The sequence below is a fragment of the Polaromonas sp. SP1 genome (assembly GCF_003711205.1).
GTDB lineage: Bacteria > Pseudomonadota > Gammaproteobacteria > Burkholderiales > Burkholderiaceae_C > Polaromonas.
This window is the reverse complement of sequence record NZ_CP031013.1, coordinates 3,681,922-3,701,033: the sequence shown is the minus strand read 5'-3', so window position 1 is coordinate 3,701,033 and position 19,112 is coordinate 3,681,922. Positions and strand designations below refer to the sequence as shown.

19 protein-coding genes are annotated in these 19,112 nt (G+C 63.5%); 10 read left to right on the top strand and 9 right to left on the bottom strand.

Annotation, left to right across the window (positions count from 1 at the left end):
• Positions 1–43 precede the first annotated feature (43 nt).
• Complete coding sequence (locus DT070_RS17550; RefSeq protein ID WP_074574173.1) at positions 44–625, top strand: Fe-Mn family superoxide dismutase; 582 nt, start codon at positions 44–46, stop codon at positions 623–625.
• A gap of 73 nt (positions 626–698) precedes the next feature.
• Here DT070_RS17550 and DT070_RS17545 read toward each other — a convergent pair whose 3' ends face one another.
• Positions 699–1,133, bottom strand: a complete 435-nt coding sequence (locus DT070_RS17545) for a DUF192 domain-containing protein (RefSeq protein WP_228778673.1) — start codon at positions 1,131–1,133, stop codon at positions 699–701.
• A gap of 155 nt (positions 1,134–1,288) precedes the next feature.
• Positions 1,289–1,528: a hypothetical protein gene (locus DT070_RS21635; protein ID WP_228778456.1), complete on the bottom strand. Its 240-nt coding sequence runs from the start codon at positions 1,526–1,528 to the stop codon at positions 1,289–1,291.
• A gap of 360 nt (positions 1,529–1,888) precedes the next feature.
• Here DT070_RS21635 and icd point away from each other — a divergent pair, with 360 nt between their 5' ends.
• The 5 genes from icd to sbcB all read left to right on the top strand — a co-directional run bounded on the left by icd (position 1,889) and on the right by sbcB (position 9,164).
• The gene (gene icd / locus DT070_RS17535) at positions 1,889–3,142 is read left to right on the top strand and encodes an NADP-dependent isocitrate dehydrogenase (RefSeq protein ID WP_122956555.1); all 1,254 of its coding nucleotides are present in this window, start codon (positions 1,889–1,891) and stop codon (positions 3,140–3,142) included.
• Positions 3,143–3,311: 169 nt separating this feature from the next.
• Positions 3,312–3,689 (top strand): ATP-dependent Clp protease adapter ClpS, encoded by a 378-nt coding sequence (clpS, locus tag DT070_RS17530; protein ID WP_122956554.1) that lies wholly within the window; start codon positions 3,312–3,314, stop codon positions 3,687–3,689.
• A gap of 69 nt (positions 3,690–3,758) precedes the next feature.
• The gene (clpA, locus tag DT070_RS17525) at positions 3,759–6,095 is read left to right on the top strand and encodes an ATP-dependent Clp protease ATP-binding subunit ClpA (protein ID WP_122956553.1); all 2,337 of its coding nucleotides are present in this window, start codon (positions 3,759–3,761) and stop codon (positions 6,093–6,095) included.
• A 124-nt stretch (positions 6,096–6,219) separates the two neighbouring features.
• Positions 6,220–7,677: a cardiolipin synthase gene (cls, locus tag DT070_RS17520; RefSeq protein WP_122956552.1), complete on the top strand. Its 1,458-nt coding sequence runs from the start codon at positions 6,220–6,222 to the stop codon at positions 7,675–7,677.
• Positions 7,678–7,694: 17 nt separating this feature from the next.
• Positions 7,695–9,164, top strand: a complete 1,470-nt coding sequence (gene sbcB, locus DT070_RS17515; protein ID WP_122956551.1) for an exodeoxyribonuclease I — start codon at positions 7,695–7,697, stop codon at positions 9,162–9,164.
• 78 nt (positions 9,165–9,242) lie between these two features.
• Here sbcB and DT070_RS17510 read toward each other — a convergent pair whose 3' ends face one another.
• The gene (locus DT070_RS17510) at positions 9,243–10,346 is read right to left on the bottom strand and encodes a saccharopine dehydrogenase family protein (RefSeq protein WP_122956550.1); all 1,104 of its coding nucleotides are present in this window, start codon (positions 10,344–10,346) and stop codon (positions 9,243–9,245) included.
• A 173-nt stretch (positions 10,347–10,519) separates the two neighbouring features.
• On the opposite strand from DT070_RS17510, the gene DT070_RS17505 reads away from it, so the two are divergent.
• On the top strand, positions 10,520–10,951 hold the full coding sequence (locus tag DT070_RS17505) for an Lrp/AsnC family transcriptional regulator (RefSeq protein ID WP_092127776.1): 432 nt from the start codon (positions 10,520–10,522) through the stop codon (positions 10,949–10,951).
• Here the strand turns inward: DT070_RS17505 and DT070_RS17500 are convergent.
• The 3 genes from DT070_RS17500 to DT070_RS17490 are packed head-to-tail and all read right to left on the bottom strand — an operon-like array spanning position 10,942 to position 13,010.
• Positions 10,942–11,364, bottom strand: coding sequence for a thioesterase family protein (locus DT070_RS17500; protein ID WP_122956549.1), 423 nt, complete (start codon positions 11,362–11,364; stop codon positions 10,942–10,944). The two genes, DT070_RS17505 and DT070_RS17500, sit on opposite strands and share 10 nt — an antisense overlap.
• Before the next feature lie 33 nt (positions 11,365–11,397).
• Positions 11,398–12,051, bottom strand: coding sequence for a glutathione S-transferase (locus DT070_RS17495; RefSeq protein WP_122956548.1), 654 nt, complete (start codon positions 12,049–12,051; stop codon positions 11,398–11,400).
• Positions 12,052–12,062: 11 nt separating this feature from the next.
• Positions 12,063–13,010 carry a rhodanese-related sulfurtransferase gene (locus DT070_RS17490; RefSeq protein WP_122956547.1) on the bottom strand — a complete coding sequence of 316 codons (948 nt, stop codon included), beginning with the start codon at positions 13,008–13,010 and terminating at the stop codon, positions 12,063–12,065.
• Positions 13,011–13,294: 284 nt separating this feature from the next.
• Here DT070_RS17490 and DT070_RS17485 point away from each other — a divergent pair, with 284 nt between their 5' ends.
• On the top strand, positions 13,295–14,509 hold the full coding sequence (locus DT070_RS17485) for a PHB depolymerase family esterase (protein WP_122956546.1): 1,215 nt from the start codon (positions 13,295–13,297) through the stop codon (positions 14,507–14,509).
• Between the two features lie 87 nt (positions 14,510–14,596).
• On the opposite strand, the gene DT070_RS17480 is transcribed toward DT070_RS17485, so the two are convergent.
• The 3 genes from DT070_RS17480 to DT070_RS17470 form a co-directional block, all read right to left on the bottom strand.
• Positions 14,597–15,514 (bottom strand): alpha/beta hydrolase, encoded by a 918-nt coding sequence (locus DT070_RS17480; RefSeq protein WP_122956545.1) that lies wholly within the window; start codon positions 15,512–15,514, stop codon positions 14,597–14,599.
• A gap of 79 nt (positions 15,515–15,593) precedes the next feature.
• A complete protein-coding gene (locus tag DT070_RS17475) occupies positions 15,594–15,890 on the bottom strand; it encodes an EF-hand domain-containing protein (RefSeq protein WP_122956544.1) in 297 nt (98 codons plus the stop codon).
• 85 nt (positions 15,891–15,975) lie between these two features.
• Positions 15,976–16,545 carry a hypothetical protein gene (locus tag DT070_RS17470; RefSeq protein ID WP_228778457.1) on the bottom strand — a complete coding sequence of 190 codons (570 nt, stop codon included), beginning with the start codon at positions 16,543–16,545 and terminating at the stop codon, positions 15,976–15,978.
• Between the two features lie 290 nt (positions 16,546–16,835).
• On the opposite strand from DT070_RS17470, the gene ompR reads away from it, so the two are divergent.
• Together ompR and DT070_RS17460 are read left to right on the top strand one after the other, a co-directional pair.
• Positions 16,836–17,585, top strand: a complete 750-nt coding sequence (ompR, locus tag DT070_RS17465) for a two-component system response regulator OmpR (RefSeq protein ID WP_122956543.1) — start codon at positions 16,836–16,838, stop codon at positions 17,583–17,585.
• Positions 17,582–18,928, top strand: a complete 1,347-nt coding sequence (locus DT070_RS17460) for an ATP-binding protein (protein ID WP_122956542.1) — start codon at positions 17,582–17,584, stop codon at positions 18,926–18,928. Before ompR ends, DT070_RS17460 begins: the two co-directional genes overlap by 4 nt.
• The last annotated feature ends 184 nt before the right edge of the window (positions 18,929–19,112 follow it).

Genomic DNA, 19,112 nt, shown 5'->3' with positions numbered 1-19,112 from the left:
GACAAGGTTTTAAAAGAGTTCATTCATCACCACGAGGAAAATCATGGAACACAAGCTCCCCCCGCTCCCTTACCCCATCGACGCACTGGCGCCGCACTACAGCCAGGAAGCCTTTGAATACCATCACGGCAAGCATCACAACGCTTATGTGGTGAACCTCAACAACCTGCAAAAAGGCACCGAGTTCGAGTCCATGACGCTCGAAGAGATCGTCAAGAAGTCCAGCGGCGGCGTCTACAACAACGCAGCGCAGATCTGGAACCACACCTTTTTCTGGAACTGCATGAAGCCGGCCGGTGGCGGTGAGCCCGGCGGCGCGCTGGCAGCGGCCATCAACGCCAAATTCGGCTCCTACGCCGCTTTCAAAGAGGCATTCGTCAAATCCGCTGTGGGCAACTTTGGTTCCGGCTGGACCTGGCTGGTCAAGAAGGCGGACGGCACTGTCGACATCGTGAATACCGGTCCCGCCGGTACACCGCTCACGACGGCCGACAAAGCCTTGCTGACGGTCGACGTCTGGGAGCATGCCTATTACATTGACTACCGCAACTTGCGCCCGAAATTCGTTGAGACCTTCCTGTCCAACCTGGTCAACTGGAGTTTCGCGGAAGCCAATTTCGCCTGATCGACACGTCCGGTGCCGATAAAAAAGCCGACTTGAGTCAGCTTTTTTTTATGGTGTTGATGGGTTGTCGGGGTCAGCGTTTCGCTTCAAAAGGGGGGCCACCGAGCTTGCTGCCGGCTTTGATGCCCTTTTTGGCGAACCAGCCCTTGTTCATTTCCAGGACATAGCGCACCGGCTGGGCCGAGCAGTGGGGGTCTGTGGTTTGCGGTTTCATGTCGGCCAGGTTCACGATAGTGCCGTCATCTGCGACGAAAGCCGCCGTCAAGGGCAGCAGGGTGTTTTTCATCCAGAAGCATTGCTGGGAAGGCTGCTCGAACACGAAGATCATCCCCTCCTGCTGGGGCATTTCCTTGCGGAACATCAGGCCGATTTGCCGCTGCTCGGGTGTGAACGCAACCTGTGCATCTATCAGGTGCATGCCCGCCGTCAGCTTGACGCGCTGCAGGTTCATCTGCGGGCTCTCCTGCGCAAAAGCATTTATCGGGGAGAAGAGGGCTGCCAGGGCCATGGCAGAGGCAAAGCCTTGAAGTGCTTTGCCGAAAGACACTGCACCGGATTTTGAAAACATAGTGTCACCACGCATGAAGTTGATCTGCCAGCATAAACGACGCGCATAAAAAATGCCCGCACGGGGCGGGCATTTTGACCGAAGTCACCGGGAATTTACTTCTTGGCGGTAGCGGCTTCAGCTTTTGCCTTTTTTGCGGCTGCGGCTTCAGCTTTCTTGGCGGCAGCGGCTTCAGCCTTCGCTTTTTTTGCAGCAGCGGCTTCGGCCTTCTTGGCGGCAGCAGCTTCAGCTTTTGCTTTCTTTTCAGCAGCGGCTTTTTCTTTCTTGGCGGCAGCGGCTTCAGCCTTTGCCTTTTTTGCAGCTGCAGCAGCGGCAGCTTTTTCTTCCTTGGTCATTTTGGCTGGCTTGGCAGCGGGGGTGGCGGCAGGGGCGGCAGCCGGGGCTGGTGCAGCTGCAGCGGCAGGAGCGGAAGCAGGCTTGGCGGCAGGAGCTTGTGCGTATGCACCAACAGCGAAGAGGCCAGCGATCAAAGCAGCGAGGATTTTGTTCATTTGGAGTTTCCTTGATAACGTTATTGGAAAAAATACCCCGAACTTCTCGGAGGCCCTTCCGTAACGGAGCCCGTTCACAAGCCGTTGACAGATGCCCTCAAATTCTTTTGCCCAATGGTTTTACGGCTAGAATTTAGGGGTTTTTACCTAAACTGCTGCGCGGCGATGCACCCACGCCACAGCGCTCACCGGAGACCTTCCTACATGTACCAGCACATCAAAGTGCCTTCCCAAGGCAAAAAAATCACTGTCAACGCCGACAACTCCCTGAACGTGCCTGACGAACCCGTCATTCCATTCATTGAAGGCGACGGCACTGGCGCCGACATCACGCCGGTCATGTTGAAAGTGGTTGATGCTGCTGTTGCCAAAGCCTACGGCGGCAAGAAGAAGATCCACTGGATGGAAGTGTTCGCCGGAGAAAAGTCCACCAAGGTGTATGGCCCTGACGTGTGGCTCCCCGAAGAAACCCTGCATGCCGTGCGCGACTATGTTGTCTCCATCAAGGGCCCTCTGACGACGCCTGTGGGCGGCGGTATCCGCAGCCTGAACGTCGCGCTGCGCCAGGAACTCGACCTTTACGTCTGCCTGCGCCCCATCCAGTACTTCAAGGGCGTTCCTTCCCCGGTCAAGGAGCCGCACAAGACAAACATGGTCATCTTCCGTGAAAACTCGGAAGACATCTACGCCGGCATCGAGTTCGAGTCCGGCAGCGACAAGGCCAAAAAACTCATCAAGTTCCTGCAGGACGAGATGGGCGTCAAGAAAATCCGCTTCCCGAACACCTCGGGCATCGGCATCAAACCGGTTTCCAGCGAAGGCACCGAGCGCCTGGTCCGCAAGGCGATCCAGTACGCCATCGACAATGACAAGCCCAGCGTGACCATCGTGCACAAGGGCAACATCATGAAGTTCACCGAAGGCGGCTTCCGTGACTGGGCTTACGCTTTGGCAAAGAAGGAATTCGGCGCGGTGGAAATCGACGGCGGCCCATGGATGAAGTTCAAGAACCCCAAGACCGGCAAGGAAATCACGGTCAAGGACAGCATTGCCGACGCCTTCCTGCAGCAGATTTTGCTGCGTCCCGCTGAATACAGCGTGATCGCCACCCTGAACCTGAACGGCGACTACGTGTCCGATGCGCTGGCAGCCCAGGTTGGCGGTATCGGCATCGCCCCCGGCGCCAACCTGAGCGACACCGTCGCGATGTTTGAAGCCACCCACGGCACGGCACCCAAGTACGCCGGCAAGGACTACGTCAACCCCGGTTCCGAGATCCTCTCTGCCGAAATGATGCTGCGGCACATGGGCTGGACCGAAGCGGCCGATCTGATCATCAGCTCGATGGAGAAATCCATCGACTCCAAGAAGGTCACTTATGACTTCGCCCGCCTCATGGAAGGCGCGACGCAGGTGAGCTGCTCCGGCTTCGGCCAGGTCATGATCGACCACATGTAAAGTGCCGATGGCGGGCTGAGCCCTCTATTTTGAAGCCGCCCGGGAGCAATCCCGAGGCGGTTTTTTCTTGGGCGGAAAAAAGGCAAAAAATCACGCTTGAATGTCGCGTTCCCGCCACCAATTTCCCTATCAGGCGCACTGGACTATATCGGTGGCTAGAATGAATTCCATGGCAACCAAGTCTCCCAAGTCCCCCAACATCCCGGCGCAGCCCGCGCCTCCAGCCGTCAGGCCGGATAACGGCAACGGAGGGGAGTCGGTGGTGCTGGAGCGCCGGCCGCAAAAGACCAAACCACCGCAGATGTACCAGGTGGTTCTGCTCAACGACGATTACACCCCCATGGAGTTTGTGGTGGTGGTCATCCAGGAGTTTTTCAACAAAGACCGGGAAACCGCCACGCAGATCATGCTGAAGATCCACCTGGACGGTAAAGGTGTTTGCGGGGTCTTTTCCAAGGACGTGGCGGCGACCAAGGTCGACCAGGTCACCGAAGCTGCCCGCAAGAACGGCCATCCGCTCCAGTGTGTGAGCGAGCCCATTGAATAATCGGAAATCCGGCCAATATTCGAGCTATAAGTCAGTTAAGTTAACCCAAGCAAGCCGAAAGGAAGATCAATGATTGCCCAGGAACTAGAAGTCAGCTTGCACATGGCGTTTGTCGAGGCGCGTCAGCAGCGTCACGAGTTCATTACCGTTGAGCACCTCCTGCTTGCCTTGCTGGACAACCCCAGTGCCGCCGAAGTGCTGCGTGCGTGCTCCGCCAACGTGGATGATTTGCGCAAGTCGCTTGCCAACTTCATCAAAGACAACACCCCGCAGGTCGCTGGCAGCGACGACGTCGACACGCAGCCTACGCTGGGCTTCCAGCGTGTGATCCAGCGCGCCATCATGCACGTGCAGTCCACCGGCAACGGCAAGAAGGAAGTCACCGGCGCGAATGTGCTGGTCGCCATCTTCGGCGAAAAAGACTCACACGCCGTGTATTACCTCCACCAGCAAGGCGTCACCCGCCTGGACGTGGTGAACTTTATCGCGCACGGCATCAAGAAAAGCGACCCGCCGGAGCCTGCCAAGGCCGGCGAAAGCGCCGCTGAGAACGAAGAAGGCGGCGAGAAAAACGAAAAGGCTTCTCCGCTCGAGCAGTTCACCGTCAACCTGAACCAACTCGCCAAGGACGGCAAGATCGACCCGCTGATCGGCCGCCAATACGAGGTCGAGCGTGTCATCCAGATCCTTTGCCGCCGCCGCAAGAACAACCCGCTGCTGGTCGGTGAGGCCGGCGTGGGCAAAACCGCCATTGCCGAGGGCCTGGCCTGGCGCATCACCCAAAAAGATGTGCCCGAGATCCTGGCCGAAGCCAATGTGTATTCGCTCGACATGGGCGCCTTGCTCGCAGGCACCAAGTACCGCGGTGATTTTGAGCAGCGCCTCAAGGGCGTGCTGAAAGCGCTCAAAGACAAGCCCAACGGCATCCTCTTCATCGACGAAATCCACACTTTGATCGGTGCGGGCGCAGCGTCTGGCGGCACGCTGGATGCGTCCAACCTGCTCAAGCCGGCGCTCAGCTCGGGCCAGCTCAAGTGCATCGGTGCGACCACTTTCACCGAATACCGCGGCATCTTTGAAAAAGATGCGGCCCTGTCACGCCGCTTCCAGAAGGTTGACGTGGTCGAGCCGACCGTGCAGGAAACCGTCGACATCCTCAAGGGCCTGAAATCGCGCTTTGAAGAGCACCACAGCGTCAAATACGCGGTGGCTGCTTTGCAGGCCGCGGCCGAGCTCAGCGCCAAGTACATCAACGACCGCCACTTGCCCGACAAGGCGATTGACGTGATCGACGAGGCGGGCGCCGCACAACGCATCCTGCCCGCGTCCAAGCGCAAGAAGATCATCACCAAGGCCGAGGTCGAAGAGATCGTCGCCAAGATTGCCCGCATCCCGCCCGCCAACGTGTCCAACGACGACCGCGGCAAACTCAAGACGCTGGAACGCGACTTGAAGAGTGTGGTGTTCGGCCAGGACAAGGCGCTGGACGTGCTCTCGTCCGCCGTCAAGATGGCGCGTTCGGGCCTGGGCAAGGACGACAAGCCGATCGGCTCCTTCCTGTTCTCCGGCCCCACGGGCGTCGGCAAGACCGAGGCGGCCAAGCAGCTGGCCTACATCATGGGCATTGAGCTCATCCGCTTCGACATGTCGGAGTACATGGAGCGCCATGCCGTGAGCCGCCTGATTGGCGCGCCCCCGGGCTATGTCGGTTTTGACCAGGGCGGGTTGCTGACCGAGGCCATCACCAAGAAGCCGCACGCGGTGCTGCTGCTGGACGAAATCGAAAAGGCGCACCCGGACATCTTCAACGTGCTGCTGCAGGTCATGGACCACGGCACGCTGACGGACAACAACGGGCGCAAGGCCGATTTCCGCAATGTCATCATCGTCATGACCACCAATGCCGGTGCCGAGACGATGAACAAGGCGACGATCGGTTTTACCAACCCGCGCGAGTCCGGCGACGAGATGGCAGACATCAAGCGCCTGTTCACGCCCGAGTTCCGCAACCGCCTCGATGCGACGGTGAGCTTCAAGGCGCTGGACGAGACCGTCATCCTCCGCGTGGTCGACAAGTTCCTGCTTCAGCTTGAAACGCAACTGGCCGAGAAGAAGGTCGAAGTCACCTTCACCGACACGCTGCGCAAGTACCTCGGCAAGAAGGGTTTCGATCCGCTGATGGGTGCACGCCCGATGCAGCGCCTGATCCAGGACACGATTCGCCGCGCCCTGGCCGACGAACTGCTGTTCGGCCGCCTGATCGACGGCGGCCGCCTGACGGTCGACATGAAAGTGACGACCGACGAAAAAGGCGTGGAGACCGGCGAAGTCGAGCTCGACATCCAGCCGCTGCCCAAGAAAGAGGGCAAGGCCAAGCCGGAAGCCGAGGCGGCAGAGACCAACTAAGGCAAGGCTGGGACCAGAAGCCCAGAAGCGCGGATTTTCCAGCGCACCCTCAAAAGGCCGGTAGCATCACGCTATCGGCCTTTTTCATGTCTGCCAGCGCCGTCTATCCCTCCCAGCCCCTGCCTTGACACTTCCTGAACTCAGCTCTGAATGGAAAACCGGCCTCTCACTGGCCTGGAGTCTTTACATTGCGGTGCTGTCGGTCTGGATCGTGATGCAAAAGCGCGCCCCCGTATCCACCATGAGCTGGATACTGTCGCTGGCCTTGCTGCCGTTTGCGGGCTTTGTCATTTATTACTTCCTCGGCCCTCAGCGCCTGAAGAAGCAGCGCCTCAAACGCCTGCGCAGCCGCGCCGGTGAGCGCGCGGGCGACGACCTCGCCCTGTTGCGCGAGGCTGCCCAAAGCGCACCTGAATCTTTGCGGCAGATGGCCGCCCTGGGCACCGCCGCCTGCGGCCTGCCGGTGTCCAGCGCGACATCGGTGCAGCTGCTGTCGGGCGGCGCGCAGGCCTTCGACAGCATCTTCGAGGCTGTGCGCAATGCCCGCGACCACATTCACCTTGAGTACTACATCTTTGAGCCCGACAAAATCGGCACCGCGCTGCGTGACTTGCTGGTGCAAAAAGCCGGGGAGGGCGTCACCGTGCGCCTGCTGGTCGATGCCCTGGGTTCGCAGCGCCTGGGCAGCAAGTTCCTGGCGCCGCTGGAGGCCGCCGGCGCCGAGGTCGCGTTCTTCCACGACACCCGCATAGGCCGCCGGCTGCGCCCGGTGACCAACTACCGCACCCACCGCAAGATTGTGGTGTGCGACGGCGCCATCGGGTTTACCGGCGGTGTCAACATCACCGATGAAGAAGACATGCGCACCCAGAAGGACGCTTACCACGACGTCCACCTGCGTATCGAGGGCAGCGCTGTGCGCTGGCTGCAGACCACCTTCCTGGAAGACTGGGCCTACACCACCGGCGATCACCCAAGCGACAAGAACCGCGCGCTGCCGCACCTGCTGCCGCAGCTCCTTCCCGGCGCTGGGGCCGGCGACATCCCGGTGCAAATCGTCACCAGCGGGCCCGACACCACGCTGGAACCCATCCACCGCATGCATGTCGCGGCCATCAATGCCTCGACCGAGCGCGCCTGGCTCACCACGCCGTACTTTGTGCCGGGCGAGCCCGCGCTGATGGCGCTTACCAGCGCCGCGCTGCGCGGTGTTGACGTGCGCCTGCTGGTGCCGCGCCGCAGCGACAGCCTGATCGTCAGCGCTGCCGCGCGCTCCTACTACGACGAATTGATCGCCGCCGGCGTCAAGGTGTGGGAGTACAAGGCCCGCATGCTGCACTCCAAGACGCTGGTGGTCGACGACAACTGCGCCATGGCCGGCACCGCCAATTTCGACAACCGCAGCTTCCGGCTGAACTTCGAGGTGATGGCGGTGGTCTACGGCCCCGCGCTGGCCGGCCCGCTGGCCGCGCAGTTCGAAACCGATTTGCGCAGCGCCGCCGCAGTGCGCGCCCACAGGCCGCAGCGCTTTTTGATGCGCCTGGCCGACTCGACCGCGCGGCTCTTTTCCCCTTTGCTCTAAAGACCCTGAAACTCCCCATGGCCTCCCACACCTTCCTCTGGCACGACTACGAGACCTTCGGCATCAACCCGCGGCGCGACCGGCCCGCGCAGTTTGCCGGCATACGCACCGACGCAGAGCTCAACGAAATCGGCGAGCCCGTGATGATTTACTGCAAGCCCGCCAACGACTACCTGCCGGACCCGGAGTCCTGCCTGCTCACCGGCATCACGCCGCAGCTGTGCCTGGAGCGCGGCCTGCCCGAGCATGAATTCGCCAGCCGCATCGAGGCCGTGCTGGCCGAGCCCGGCACCATAGGCGTGGGCTACAACACCATCCGCTTTGACGATGAAGTCACGCGCCACCTGTTCTGGCGCAATCTGATCGACCCGTATGCGCGCGAATGGCAAAACGACTGCGGGCGCTGGGATTTGCTGGACGTGGTGCGCATGGCCTACGCCTTGCGGCCCGAAGGCATCAGCTGGCCGCGCAAGCCCGACGAGCGCTTCCCCAACGACGCCAGCGTGACCCGCCCCAGCTTCAAGCTCGAAGACCTGGCGCGCGCCAATGGCCTGATGCATGAAGCCGCGCACGACGCGCTCTCGGATGTGCGCGCCACGATTGCACTGGCGCGGGTGATCCGCAACGCGCAGCCCAAGCTGTTTGACTTTGCCTTGAGCCTGCACAAGAAGGACCGCGTCGCGACCGAACTGGGCCTGCCCACCAGCCCGCAGACGGCGCAGCCGTTTTTGCATGTCTCTGGCATGTTCCCGCCCGAGCGCGGTTGCCTGGGCGTGATGTGGCCGCTGGCCACGCACCCCAGCAACAAGAACGAGCTGCTCGCCTGGGATTTGTCGCAAGACCCCAGCGAGCTGCCGCTGCTGGACGTCGCCACGCTGCGCCAGCGCCTCTTCAGCAAATCAGCCGACCTGCCCGAGGGCGTGCAGCGCCTGCCCATCAAGTCGGTGCACCTCAACAAGTCGCCCATGGTGGTGCGCAAGCTCGCCACACTCACGCCCGAAAAGGCCGCGCAATGGGGTATCGACATCGATGCCGCCCTGCGCAACGCTGAAAAAGCCGCAGCGCTGCCCGACATGAGCGCCATCTGGCCCGAGGTCTTTCAGCGCCCCAAAGAGGCCGCGCCGGATGTCGACGAAGACCTCTACGGCGGCTTTGTCGGCAATGCCGACCGGCGCCGCCTGAACCAGCTGCGCGCTATGTCGCCCGCCGAGCTGGCGCACAGCCGCACCGGTTTTGACGACGACCGGCTCGAGGAGATGCTGTTTCGCTACCGCGCCCGCAACTTCCCCGAGACCCTGTCGCCCGAAGACGCCGAGCGCTGGGAAGCCCACCGCGTGGCTCGGCTGCTGGAGGGCGAGGGCGGGGCGCGCAATGTGGATGCGCTGTTCGCCCGCATCGACGAGTTGTCGGAGACAGCCGACGAGCGCGGAGAAGAGATCCTGGGCGCCTTGTATGAGTACGCGGAGTTTGTGGCGCCTGAGGTTTGAGGAAGCCTCGCTTGCTATCAATTCAATAGCTATCAGCCCAGGCGGTGATTGGGCTGGAGGCCGATTTCATTCATAAAATCAAGCCGCAAGCCTTTCAGCTGCGTGTTCCGCATACGCCTTGCCAAACCGGTTGCCCAGGAAATCCCCCAGCCCGATTTCCTCTTGCCGCACAAATCCCCGCGACGGCAAACGCCCGGCCGCCAGCAAGTCCAGCACCGCGCAAATGCCGGACGCCGTGGTGACCTGGATCGCGCTGCGCAACACGCCGCCCATCACTTGGCTGTAGACCTTGTGGGCATAGGTTTCCTGCGTCAGCCGGCCGTCGCGCTGGCCGCTCACGGTGACAAACACGATCACCACGTCCTGCAGCGTCACCGGCAGGGCGTTTTCCAGCAGGTCTTTCAGCACATGGCGGCGCTCGCGCAGGCGCAGGTCGTTCAGCAGCACCTTCATGATGGCGGCGTGGCCCGGGTAGCGGATGGTTTTGTAGTTGAGGTGGGTGACCTTGCCCTGCAGGGTTTCGCACAGCGTGCCCAGGCCGCCCGAGGTGTTGAAGGCCTCGTACGTCACGCCGTCTAAAGAAAACTCTTCATGTTCGGCCAGCGGCGGCACCTGGCGCAGCACGCCTTCGACAATCGCCTCGCAGGGCTCGCAATACTCGTTGATGACGCCGTCGGTGCTCCAGGTCAGGTTGTAGTTCAGCGCGTTCGACGGGAACTGCGGCAGCGCACCCACCCGCATGCGCACGCTGTGCAGGCTGTCAAAACGCCGGCACAAATCGGCCGCGACGATGGAGACAAAACCCGGCGCCAGGCCGCACTGCGGGATCAGTGCTGTGCGCGCCGTGGCGGCGAGCTCTTTGACACGGCGCGTGCTGGCCACGTCTTCGGTCAGGTCGAGATAGTGCACGCCTTCGGCCACCGCGGCTTCGGCAATCAGGGTGGTGAGGTGAAAGGGCGCAGCGCTGAGCACGGCGTAATGCCCGGCCAACGCGGCGTGCAAGGCGATCGGGTCGGTGATGTCGAGCGTAAGGCGTTGCACGCTGGGGCCGGTTTTAATGCCGGCCAGTGCCTGCGGCGAGGCGTCTGCCACCGTCACGATGTAGTCCGGCGTGGCGGCCAGCAGCCCGGCGATGGCCGAGCCGATCTTGCCGGCGCCTGCGACCAGGATTTTCTTTTTCATGATGTCTGTCTCCTTGAGGGGTGTGGCCCGATGTGGGGGAATGACTCATTGTGAAAGCCTGTGCAGGCGGTTACCAGTATCAGAATAGTAAAAATAACGCCATAATTTAGGTAAATAAACTATAAAAATGCGCGATTTAACTAAGTTCTCTCTCTCTCTCTCGGGGGCCTTCCATGCAACTCGACGCCATCGACCAGACCCTGCTCAGTGAACTGCGCGAAAACGCCCGCTGCCCCATGGCCTTGCTGGCCCGCAAGGTCGGGCTCTCGCGCACGGCCGTGCAGGCCCGCATCACGCGGCTGGAGCGCGACAAGGTCATCACCGGTTACGGCGCGCGCATTGGCGATGCTTATGAGCAGTCGCAGGTATCAGCGCATGTGATGCTCACCGTCGGACCCAAGCTTTCGGGCCCCGTGGAAGCGGCGCTGCGCAAGATCCCCGAAGTGCGTTCGCTGCTCTCCATCAGCGGCACTTTCGACATGATCGCCATCGTGCAGGCCGGCTCGATTGAGCGGCTGGATGCCTTGATCGACGGCATTGGTTTGCTGGAAGGGGTGGAGCGCACCCACACCTCGGTGGTGTTGTCGACGCGCTTTCAGCGCTGAGAGCGTTTCAAACCGACCCGCGCCTCAAAGCGCTCCTTGTCGATCACAAAGCGCTCATGCCGCCCTTCAGAGATGGTGTCAACGCCATCATGCGCCTGCACGGCAAACACCAGGCGCTTGCCATTCACCTCAATCAGCTCCACCGTCGCCGTCACTTCCATGCCCGGCGGCGTGGCGGCCGCATGGCTCACGTTGATGTGCGTGCCGACCGATTGTTCGGCCGGCCAGTCCAGGTGCGGCTTGATCGCCATCACGCAGGCCCACTCGAGAAAGCCGACCAGGTAGCCGGTCGCAAAGACTTCCGGCATGGCCACGAACTCTTCAGACTCGGGATAGAGCGCGGGGACGGTTTTGCTGGCGGGGACGATGAAGCGGTGAACGTACTTCAGGCCTGGTTGTAGTGATGTCTTCAAGGAAGTCTCCGGGGTGAGTAGGGCGTTCTGAATTCAAACCACGCTGGCCTGCCACGGCGCGTGCTTTTCCATGACACCCGTATACAGTGCACTCGCCTCAAACTGCGCCAGCCAAGCCTGCAGCCTGGGCCAGGGTTGTGCGGCAAACCAGGCGGGATCGGTATGCACGAACTGGCGCACAAAGGGTAGCAACGCCATGTCGGCCAGGCTGGCGCGCGCACCGAACAGCCAGCCGCCTTCCAACATGCCGTCGAGTTTGTGCAGCCATGCCGCGCCCAGGGCGCGCTGCTGCTGTGCAAAGGCGTTCGCATCACCGGCGGATTCTTCGGCATAGCGATTCGGGTACTTGTAGCGGTCCAGGCTGCGCTTGAAGGCGCCGTCATTGCCGGCGACGAGCGCGAGCATGTCGTCGATAGAACCTTGCGCGGGCGTGAGCCACTGCTCAGGGTCATTGCGCCGCAGCGCCCACAGCATCACGTCCAGGCTCTCTTCGATGACGTCACCGCCCGGCAGCACCAGCACGGGCACCGTGCCTTTGGGCGAGGCGGCCAGCATTTCGGCGGGCTTGTTTTTCAGCGTGATTTCGCGGTGTTCGACCCTGGCACCGCTAACGGCCAGGGCCAGCCGGGCGCGCATCGCATACGGGCAGCGGCGAAACGAATACAGGACGGGCAGGGCGCCACTCATGAATTCAAGACTCAAGCGCCGGGCTGGCGCACGCCGATGTGCGCGGCTTGCCGCTTTTCGGCCAGCTCGACCTGGCGCTGGCGCTCGCGGTAGCCGGCTTTCTGTTCTTCGGTGGTGCTGCTGTGGCAGTGCGGGCAGCTCACGCCCAGCTCATACAGCGGCGACTGGCGGTCGGCTTCGCTGAGCGGGTCTCGGCACGATCTGCACAGCGTGAAGTCGCCGGGCTTGAGCCCGTGGCCGACGGAAACGCGCTCGTCAAACACAAAACATTCGCCTTCCCAGATGCTGTGCGCCTCGGGCACGGTCTCCAGGTATTTGAGGATGCCGCCCTGCAGGTGGTAGACCTCGTCAAAACCTTTGGAGCGCAGCAGCGCGGTGGATTTCTCGCAGCGGATGCCGCCGGTGCAGAACATCGCTACCTTGGGTTTTTTGCCGTTCTGCGGCGCAAGTTTGCCGCCCTCTGCCATCTCGCGCTCGACCCAGCCCGGCAGCTCTGAAAAGCTGCTGGTGTGCGGGTTGATCGCACCTTCAAAGGTGCCGATGGAGACCTCGTAATCATTGCGCGTGTCGACCAGCACCACGCCGGGCTCCTGGATGAGCTGGTTCCAGTCTTCGGGCTTGACGTATTCGCCGGCCATCAGCGCGGGGTGCACCTCGGGCACGCCCATGGTGACGATCTCGCGTTTGAGGCGCACCTTCATCCGGTAGAAGGGCATGGCGTCGGCCCAGGCTTCCTTGTGCTCAAGTTTTGCCAGGCGCGCATCGCTGCGCAGGTACGCCAGCACGGCGCGCACGCCGGCCTCGGGCCCGGCGATGGTGCCGTTGATGCCTTCGGCGGCCAGCAGCAGCGTGCCCTTGACGCCGTGGGCCTCGCACTGCGCGAGCAGCGACGCCTGCAGCGCGGCAAAGTCGGGCAGCTCAACAAACTGGTAAAGGGCGGCGGTGAGGAATTGGGGCATGGGCAAGGAGACGGCAGAACGGGAAGGCAGTAAACGGGAAGGTAGGCGGGGGCACCAAAACAGGGTGATTCGGATGCCAAGGCCTGATTTTCGCCTTTACACGCAATCCAAGCCTTGATTTTGTGACGAAAAACACCGGATTCAAGCCGGCGTACGAGCACGCGGCACCTTGGCTGATAGATATTTTGCTGCAATGCAGCAGAATAAACGTATGCTTATCGATTGAGGGCTAAAGCATTGCCCTCTCTTTTCATGACGCCACACCTCTACCGCCCCCTTCAGCCATGGCCAAAAGCCTGAGCAGCCTCTGGCTGAAAAGCATGCGCCGCGTGAGCAAGGCCCAGCAGGCGCAGGGTATGCGGCTGTTTGAAAGCATGCTGCCCAAGGTTGCGCTGGCCAAAAAGCCGCGCAGGCCCACGCTGAAGACGCTCAAGCTGCTGGCGGCCACGCCCGGTACGCCGGCCAACACCGCGCAGAAAACGCGCCGCCCCACGGCCGCTCAGGCGCGCGCCGCCGCCGGTTTGCCCGGCACCTGGCGCAAAGCCTGGTTTACCTTGCCCGGCGACGGCCCGCTGTCGGATACGCGGCGCATGCTGTACTGGCTCTACCTGCCTGCCGGTGTGCCCGATCCCATCACGACCGCTGCCACGCCAGCAGCGCCACGCCCGCTGGTCGTGATGCTGCACGGCTGCGAGCAGTCGGCCGCCGACTTTGCCGCCGGCAGCCGCATGAACCAGCTGGCCGAGCGCAAGGGCTTTGCGGTGCTGTACCCGCAGCAATCCAGCACGGCCGACGCACACCGCTGCTGGCACTGGTACAAGCGCGCCACGCAAAAGGGCGAGGGCGACATCGCCGTGATCGCCGCGATGGTCGCGCAGGTGCAGCAAAAGCACGGCCTGGACACCACTCGCACCTACGTGGCGGGCCTGTCGGCCGGCGCCGCGCTGGCGGCCATCGTGGCGCTGCGTCACCCGGGTTTGTTTGCCGCCGTGGGCATGCATTCGGCGCCGGTGTTCGGCACCACCCATTCACCCTTCAGCGCCTACCGCGCGATGCAGCACGGCTCGGCCTCGTCGTATGGTGCGGCGGCGCGTGAATTTACCGGCGCCCAGGCGCAGTTTCCCGGCATGCCGGCGATCCTGATCCATGGCGACAGCGACAGCGTGGTGCGGCGGGTCAATGCCGACCAACTGGCCGAGCAGTTTGAAATCATCAACGGCCCGGTGCTGGCGCAAAGCGCATCACGCGAAGGGCCGGCGCTGCGCCGCTACCCCGAGCGCCGCGGCGGCCGCAAGCCGCGCCACGCCTACCAGACCTCCACCTGGTACGCGGGCCGCAAGCCGCAGCTGGTGAAGTGCGACGTCAACGCGCTGGGCCACGCCTGGAGCGGCGGCGACGGCAGCGTGAAATTCAGCGAGCCGCAGGGCCCCGACGCCACGCTGATGATGTGGACCTTCTTCAGCTACCACCGCCGTATTCCCGCTTTGCCGCAAGCCTGATCCCGGCAGGTTTCCTGTGGCGCTATTCATTTGATAGCTACACACCAAGGTGGTTATTGGGCTGGAGCCTCATTTGATTCAGATTTTCTACAGGGCCCCCACTTCTGACATAAAGCGCTGCACAGCCTGGGTGTAAGGGCCTGGCAGTCCCAGCGCGGCGTTGACCTGCTCGTGCGTGAGATCCTGCGGCAACACGATGGCGCGTGTGTGTCGGGCCGCCATCTGCGCGGCAAAATCCCGTGCCTGCGCGCACGGATCGTCCGGCCTTTGCGTGGAGCACACCAGCAGCATGGGCGTGGCGTCAGGTGCCAGCACGCTGCCGGGCGACACGCTGCGCCAATAGGCCGGGTCGGCGCCGAATACGCGGTCGTAAAAGCGCATGTGGCGGGCGTTCATGATGCGCTCCAGGTCCAGCGCGGCGCTGTCGAGCGCGACAGTGCCGAGCCAGGGCCTGGCGCCTGCATCGCGTGCCAGCGCGGGTGAGGCGCCGAGCAGTGCCACCAGGTGGGCGCCGGCTGAGTGCCCCATGAGGATCACTTTTGCCGGGTCGCCTCCCCAGGAGGGCGCCAGCGACTGCGCCCTGGCCAGCGCCGCGGCCACGTCATGCGCTTGCGCCAACGGGTCCGCCTGCGGCCAGAGGCGGTAGTTCACCGAGACAAACACGTAGCCCTTTTCCCGTACCCAGTAAGCGGCCTTGTTGTCGACCACATGGGCCATTGCCTTGTGGCCCAGCATCCACGCGCCGCCGTGCACCATGACGATGACGGGCGCGTTCGCCGTGTGCGTCGCGGCGGCCGGCAGGTAGACATCCATGCGCTGGCGCGGATCGTCGCCGTAGGCGATATCGGGGATTTGCTGCACCCCGGCCGGCACGGTGGCCTTGGCGGCTTTACGCGCCAGGCCGCTGTCTTGCTGGGCAGGCGCGGGCCCGGCGTGCAAGACTGCAGCCAGCAGCAGCGCCAGGGCCGGCGGGCCTGCGGTTCGGTTTTGGAGGGAAAGGGACATGGATGACTCCAGGTGTTGCGCGGGGCAGACCGTGTGGCCGCCCGCGGTGAATGAATCAGGACAACGGCCCGCCGGCTGGTTAGCGTGAGCCTTTCTTCGACACCATAAAGGCTTCGATGTCGGCCAGAGAAATGGCGCCGCTGCGGCTGGCATCGATGGCGTCATAGTTTTTGTAAACGCGCGGCATTTTGGCCTGCGCCTCTTCACGCGTCAGCTTGCCGTCTTTGTTGGCATCCGCGGCCTCAAAACGCTTTTGCAACTCGCTGCGGGCTTTCTCCAGCCGGGCCGGATTAGCCGCCTGGGCTTGTGCCGTGGTCGCCAGTACGAGGGCGCCAAGAATGAAAGGCGTGCGAAGGGAAGATGAAGAGAAGGTCATAAGGTGCTCCGGTTTGGTTGGGTGAAAGAAAGATTGAGTGAGTGAACGACTAAAGGAAAAGAGAGGGCAAATGAAGGGACGCCGTCTAGCGCGCCGGGCAGTTCATGACCACACCGCCGGCGTCGTAGCAGGTCGTGCTGCGGGTGACGCCAGTGGCCTGGTTGTAAGAAGCGGTGCTTTGTACGCTGTTGCCGGTCGCTGTGTTGGTGGCGCTGGCGTTGCGGGTGGCCGTGACGCTGCCGTCGGCGTTTTTGCTGCGGCTGCCGCTGCTCTCGACGCTGCCTTTGGCGCCGCTGGCGGCAAAGCTGCCGCTGCGTTCTGCAGAGCCGTCGGCATGGCGGCTGGCTTCGCCGCTGCGCACGGCGGTGGCGCCGTTGGGGCCTGTGGTCGATGCGCCGCTGACGGTGCGCGCATTGCCCTGGCCGTCGGTGGCGGTGGCCCGGCCCCGGGCGCGGATGCCGCCGTCATGGCCCTGGCGGACAACGGCTTTGGTCGCGGTGGTGCCGCCGGCGGCATTGGCGCGAACCACGTGACGGCTTGCCGCCTCGGCGGCGGGAGCGGCGAAACCTGTGGCCAACAGGGCGCCTGCAAGGGCGACGGACACGGCGGCAGACAAGGCGGCAGACAGGCCCATGGCAGAAAGCGGTTTTTTCATGGCGAACTCCTGGAAGATTGAAGGGGGCTGAAAGGCTTTCGGCGCCGCACAAACCTGCACTGCAGCGCCGTGACGCCACTGTGGCCGCCAGATGTGAACCGGAGATGGCTGGAGCGGGCCGCTTGATGACAAGGCATGAACGAGACCGGGCTCTGTCATCGTTTGTCATGATTTACCGGGAAGGGCGCCGTCGCCCGGCCGCTACCATGGGGGCATCTTTCTTGCGACGGATGCTTTCATGGCCTTTTCGATGCGATTTCCTTGCCCTTGCCACAGGCGGGCACCTCTCCATGAGTGAGCCGCTGGCCCGCGTTCTGGTGGTCGACGACGAGTCCGACCTGCGCAGCCTGCTGCAGCGCTACCTGAGTGACCAGGGTTATGCCCTGCGCACGCTGGAAGACGCCAAAAACCTTGACACCCTGCTGGCGCGCGAGCGGTTTGACGTGCTGGTGCTGGATGTGATGATGCCGGGCGAAGACGGGCTGGCAGTCTGCCGCCGGCTGCGCGCGCAGGGCGAGACCATCCCCATCGTCATGCTCACGGCCCGGGGCGACCCGGTGGACCGCATCGTCGGGCTGGAGATGGGCGCCGACGATTACCTGCCCAAGCCGTTCAACCCCCGTGAGCTGCTGGCGCGCATCCAGGCGCTGGTGCGGCGCCAGCGCATGCTGGGCGCGCACAGCGGCCCGCTGCCGGGCCAGGGCACGGTGCAGTTTGGCGCGTTCACTTTGACGCTGGAGGCACGCCGCCTCGAAAAAAGTGGCGACGATGTACCCCTGACCACCGGCGAATTCAGTTTGCTGCAGGCGCTGGCCTTACACCCCAACCGCCCCCTGGGCCGAGACCGGCTGATCGAGCTGGCCTATGGCCGCGACCGCGAAGCCACCGACCGCAGCATCGACGTGCAGGTCATGCGTCTGCGCAAGCTCATCGAGACCGATCCCTCGCAGCCCGCCTACATCCAGACGGTGTGGGGCGTGGGGTATGTCTTTGTGCCTGAAGGTGGCGCCGCCAGAAACGGCAAGGCGGGCAAGCCATGAGTCTGCTTCCGCGCAGCCTGTTCGGGCGCAACGTGCTGCTGCTCGTCGCGCTCATTGTGGTTGGCCAGCTGGCCGGCGCACTGCTCGTGCGCCAGCTGATCCTCAAGCCGCGGCTGGGGCAGCTGTCAGTGGCGGTCGCGCGCAATGTGAGCTCTATCCACGCCGGACTGGTCGCATTGCCGCCCGCCCAGCGCGAGGCATTTGTTGCTGAATTCAACCGCCGCGCCATGCAGGACGTGGCGCAGGAGGAGGACGAGGCGCAGGAGCCCGTTGCGCGCGGCGCGCGCCTGGCGCTCAGCCGGCTCGAGCGCCGTTTCGTCAGCGAGGCATCGCGCGGCATCGCCGTGCAGGGTGAGGGCGCCGAAATCGTCTGGCGCCGGGAGGCCGGCGGCAGCCTGGCCGTGCGGCTGCGCCTGGATGCCGCCGACTACTGGATCAAGCTGCCCGGCGTGTTGCCCGCGCGTGAATTCACCGGCGCGTGGCTGGCCGCATCCCTCACCAGCGCCGTGCTGGCATTGCTGGGCGCGCTGCTGATTCACCGCTACCTGAACCGGCCGCTGCGCCGCGTGGTGGCTTCGGCCCACACGCTGGCCGGCGGCAGCCGCCCTGAACCCTTGCCTGAAGGCGGCCCCACGGAAATCGCCGCCCTGAGCCGCAGCTTCAACCAGATGGTGCGCAGCCTCGCCGAGGCCGACGACGAGCGCACGCTGATGCTGGCCGGCGTTTCGCACGACCTGCGCACGCCGCTGACCAAGCTGCGCCTGGGCATCGAAATACTGCGCGACAAGGCGGATGAAGAAACCATGGAACGGATGACCCGCGGCGTGCAGGAGATGGACGCCATCATTGGCCAGTTCCTCGACTTTGCGCGCAGCAGCGACGGCGAACCCTCTTCGCCGGTGGACCTTGACGCCCTGGCGGCGGAGCTGGCGGCGGCATCGACCCGCCAGGGCGTGCCGGTGTCGCTGCGGCTCGGTCACCCGCCTGCAGTTTCCTTGCGGCCGCGCGCCATGCGGCGGGTGTTGACCAACCTGCTTGAAAACGCCCGGCGCCATGGCCGCCCGCCGGTGGTCCTCAGCACCGGCGCGCAGGCCGGATCGGTCTGGATAGAGGTCAGCGACCACGGCCCCGGCATCGCGCCCGGCCAGGCCGAAGTCCTGAAGCAGCCCTTTCGACGCGCGCAGGGCACGCGAAGCGGGCCGGCCGGAGCCGGCCTGGGCCTGGCCATCGTTGATCGCCTGGTGCGGGCGCATGGTGGCACGCTGGAATTGCTCCGGGCTGAAAGCGGCGGCCTGCGTGCCCGGATCACCTTGCCGCGGGAAGAAACCTCACCCGCTGTGTGAGCGTTCTCGGCCACCGCCGCGTTCCGGTTTGCCGGCAAGCTGATCCTGCTGCTTGCCTGTGTCGCTATTAATTTGATAGCGAATAGCCAAGGTGGTTATTGGGCTAGAGCACGATTTTGCTTAAAAATCGTCGGTTGCCGGCGAAACCGCGTTGACGGTTTTGTGCAGGGTAAAGCGTGCCTGA

Excerpts from the sequence above, each read along its gene's own strand:
- DT070_RS17550 (WP_074574173.1), top strand. The coding sequence starts at position 44 with ATGGAACACAAGCTCCCCCCGCTCCCTTACCCCATCGACGCACTGGCG.
- DT070_RS17545 (WP_228778673.1), bottom strand. The coding sequence starts at position 1,133 with ATGGCCCTGGCAGCCCTCTTCTCCCCGATAAATGCTTTTGCGCAGGAG.
- DT070_RS21635 (WP_228778456.1), bottom strand. The coding sequence starts at position 1,528 with ATGACCAAGGAAGAAAAAGCTGCCGCTGCTGCAGCTGCAAAAAAGGCA.
- icd (WP_122956555.1), top strand. The coding sequence starts at position 1,889 with ATGTACCAGCACATCAAAGTGCCTTCCCAAGGCAAAAAAATCACTGTC.
- clpS (WP_122956554.1), top strand. The coding sequence starts at position 3,312 with ATGGCAACCAAGTCTCCCAAGTCCCCCAACATCCCGGCGCAGCCCGCG.
- clpA (WP_122956553.1), top strand. The coding sequence starts at position 3,759 with ATGATTGCCCAGGAACTAGAAGTCAGCTTGCACATGGCGTTTGTCGAG.
- sbcB (WP_122956551.1), top strand. The coding sequence starts at position 7,695 with ATGGCCTCCCACACCTTCCTCTGGCACGACTACGAGACCTTCGGCATC.
- DT070_RS17510 (WP_122956550.1), bottom strand. The coding sequence starts at position 10,346 with ATGAAAAAGAAAATCCTGGTCGCAGGCGCCGGCAAGATCGGCTCGGCC.
- DT070_RS17505 (WP_092127776.1), top strand. The coding sequence starts at position 10,520 with ATGCAACTCGACGCCATCGACCAGACCCTGCTCAGTGAACTGCGCGAA.
- DT070_RS17495 (WP_122956548.1), bottom strand. The coding sequence starts at position 12,051 with ATGAGTGGCGCCCTGCCCGTCCTGTATTCGTTTCGCCGCTGCCCGTAT.
- DT070_RS17490 (WP_122956547.1), bottom strand. The coding sequence starts at position 13,010 with ATGCCCCAATTCCTCACCGCCGCCCTTTACCAGTTTGTTGAGCTGCCC.
- DT070_RS17485 (WP_122956546.1), top strand. The coding sequence starts at position 13,295 with ATGGCCAAAAGCCTGAGCAGCCTCTGGCTGAAAAGCATGCGCCGCGTG.
- DT070_RS17480 (WP_122956545.1), bottom strand. The coding sequence starts at position 15,514 with ATGTCCCTTTCCCTCCAAAACCGAACCGCAGGCCCGCCGGCCCTGGCG.
- DT070_RS17475 (WP_122956544.1), bottom strand. The coding sequence starts at position 15,890 with ATGACCTTCTCTTCATCTTCCCTTCGCACGCCTTTCATTCTTGGCGCC.
- DT070_RS17470 (WP_228778457.1), bottom strand. The coding sequence starts at position 16,545 with ATGAAAAAACCGCTTTCTGCCATGGGCCTGTCTGCCGCCTTGTCTGCC.
- ompR (WP_122956543.1), top strand. The coding sequence starts at position 16,836 with ATGAGTGAGCCGCTGGCCCGCGTTCTGGTGGTCGACGACGAGTCCGAC.
- DT070_RS17460 (WP_122956542.1), top strand. The coding sequence starts at position 17,582 with ATGAGTCTGCTTCCGCGCAGCCTGTTCGGGCGCAACGTGCTGCTGCTC.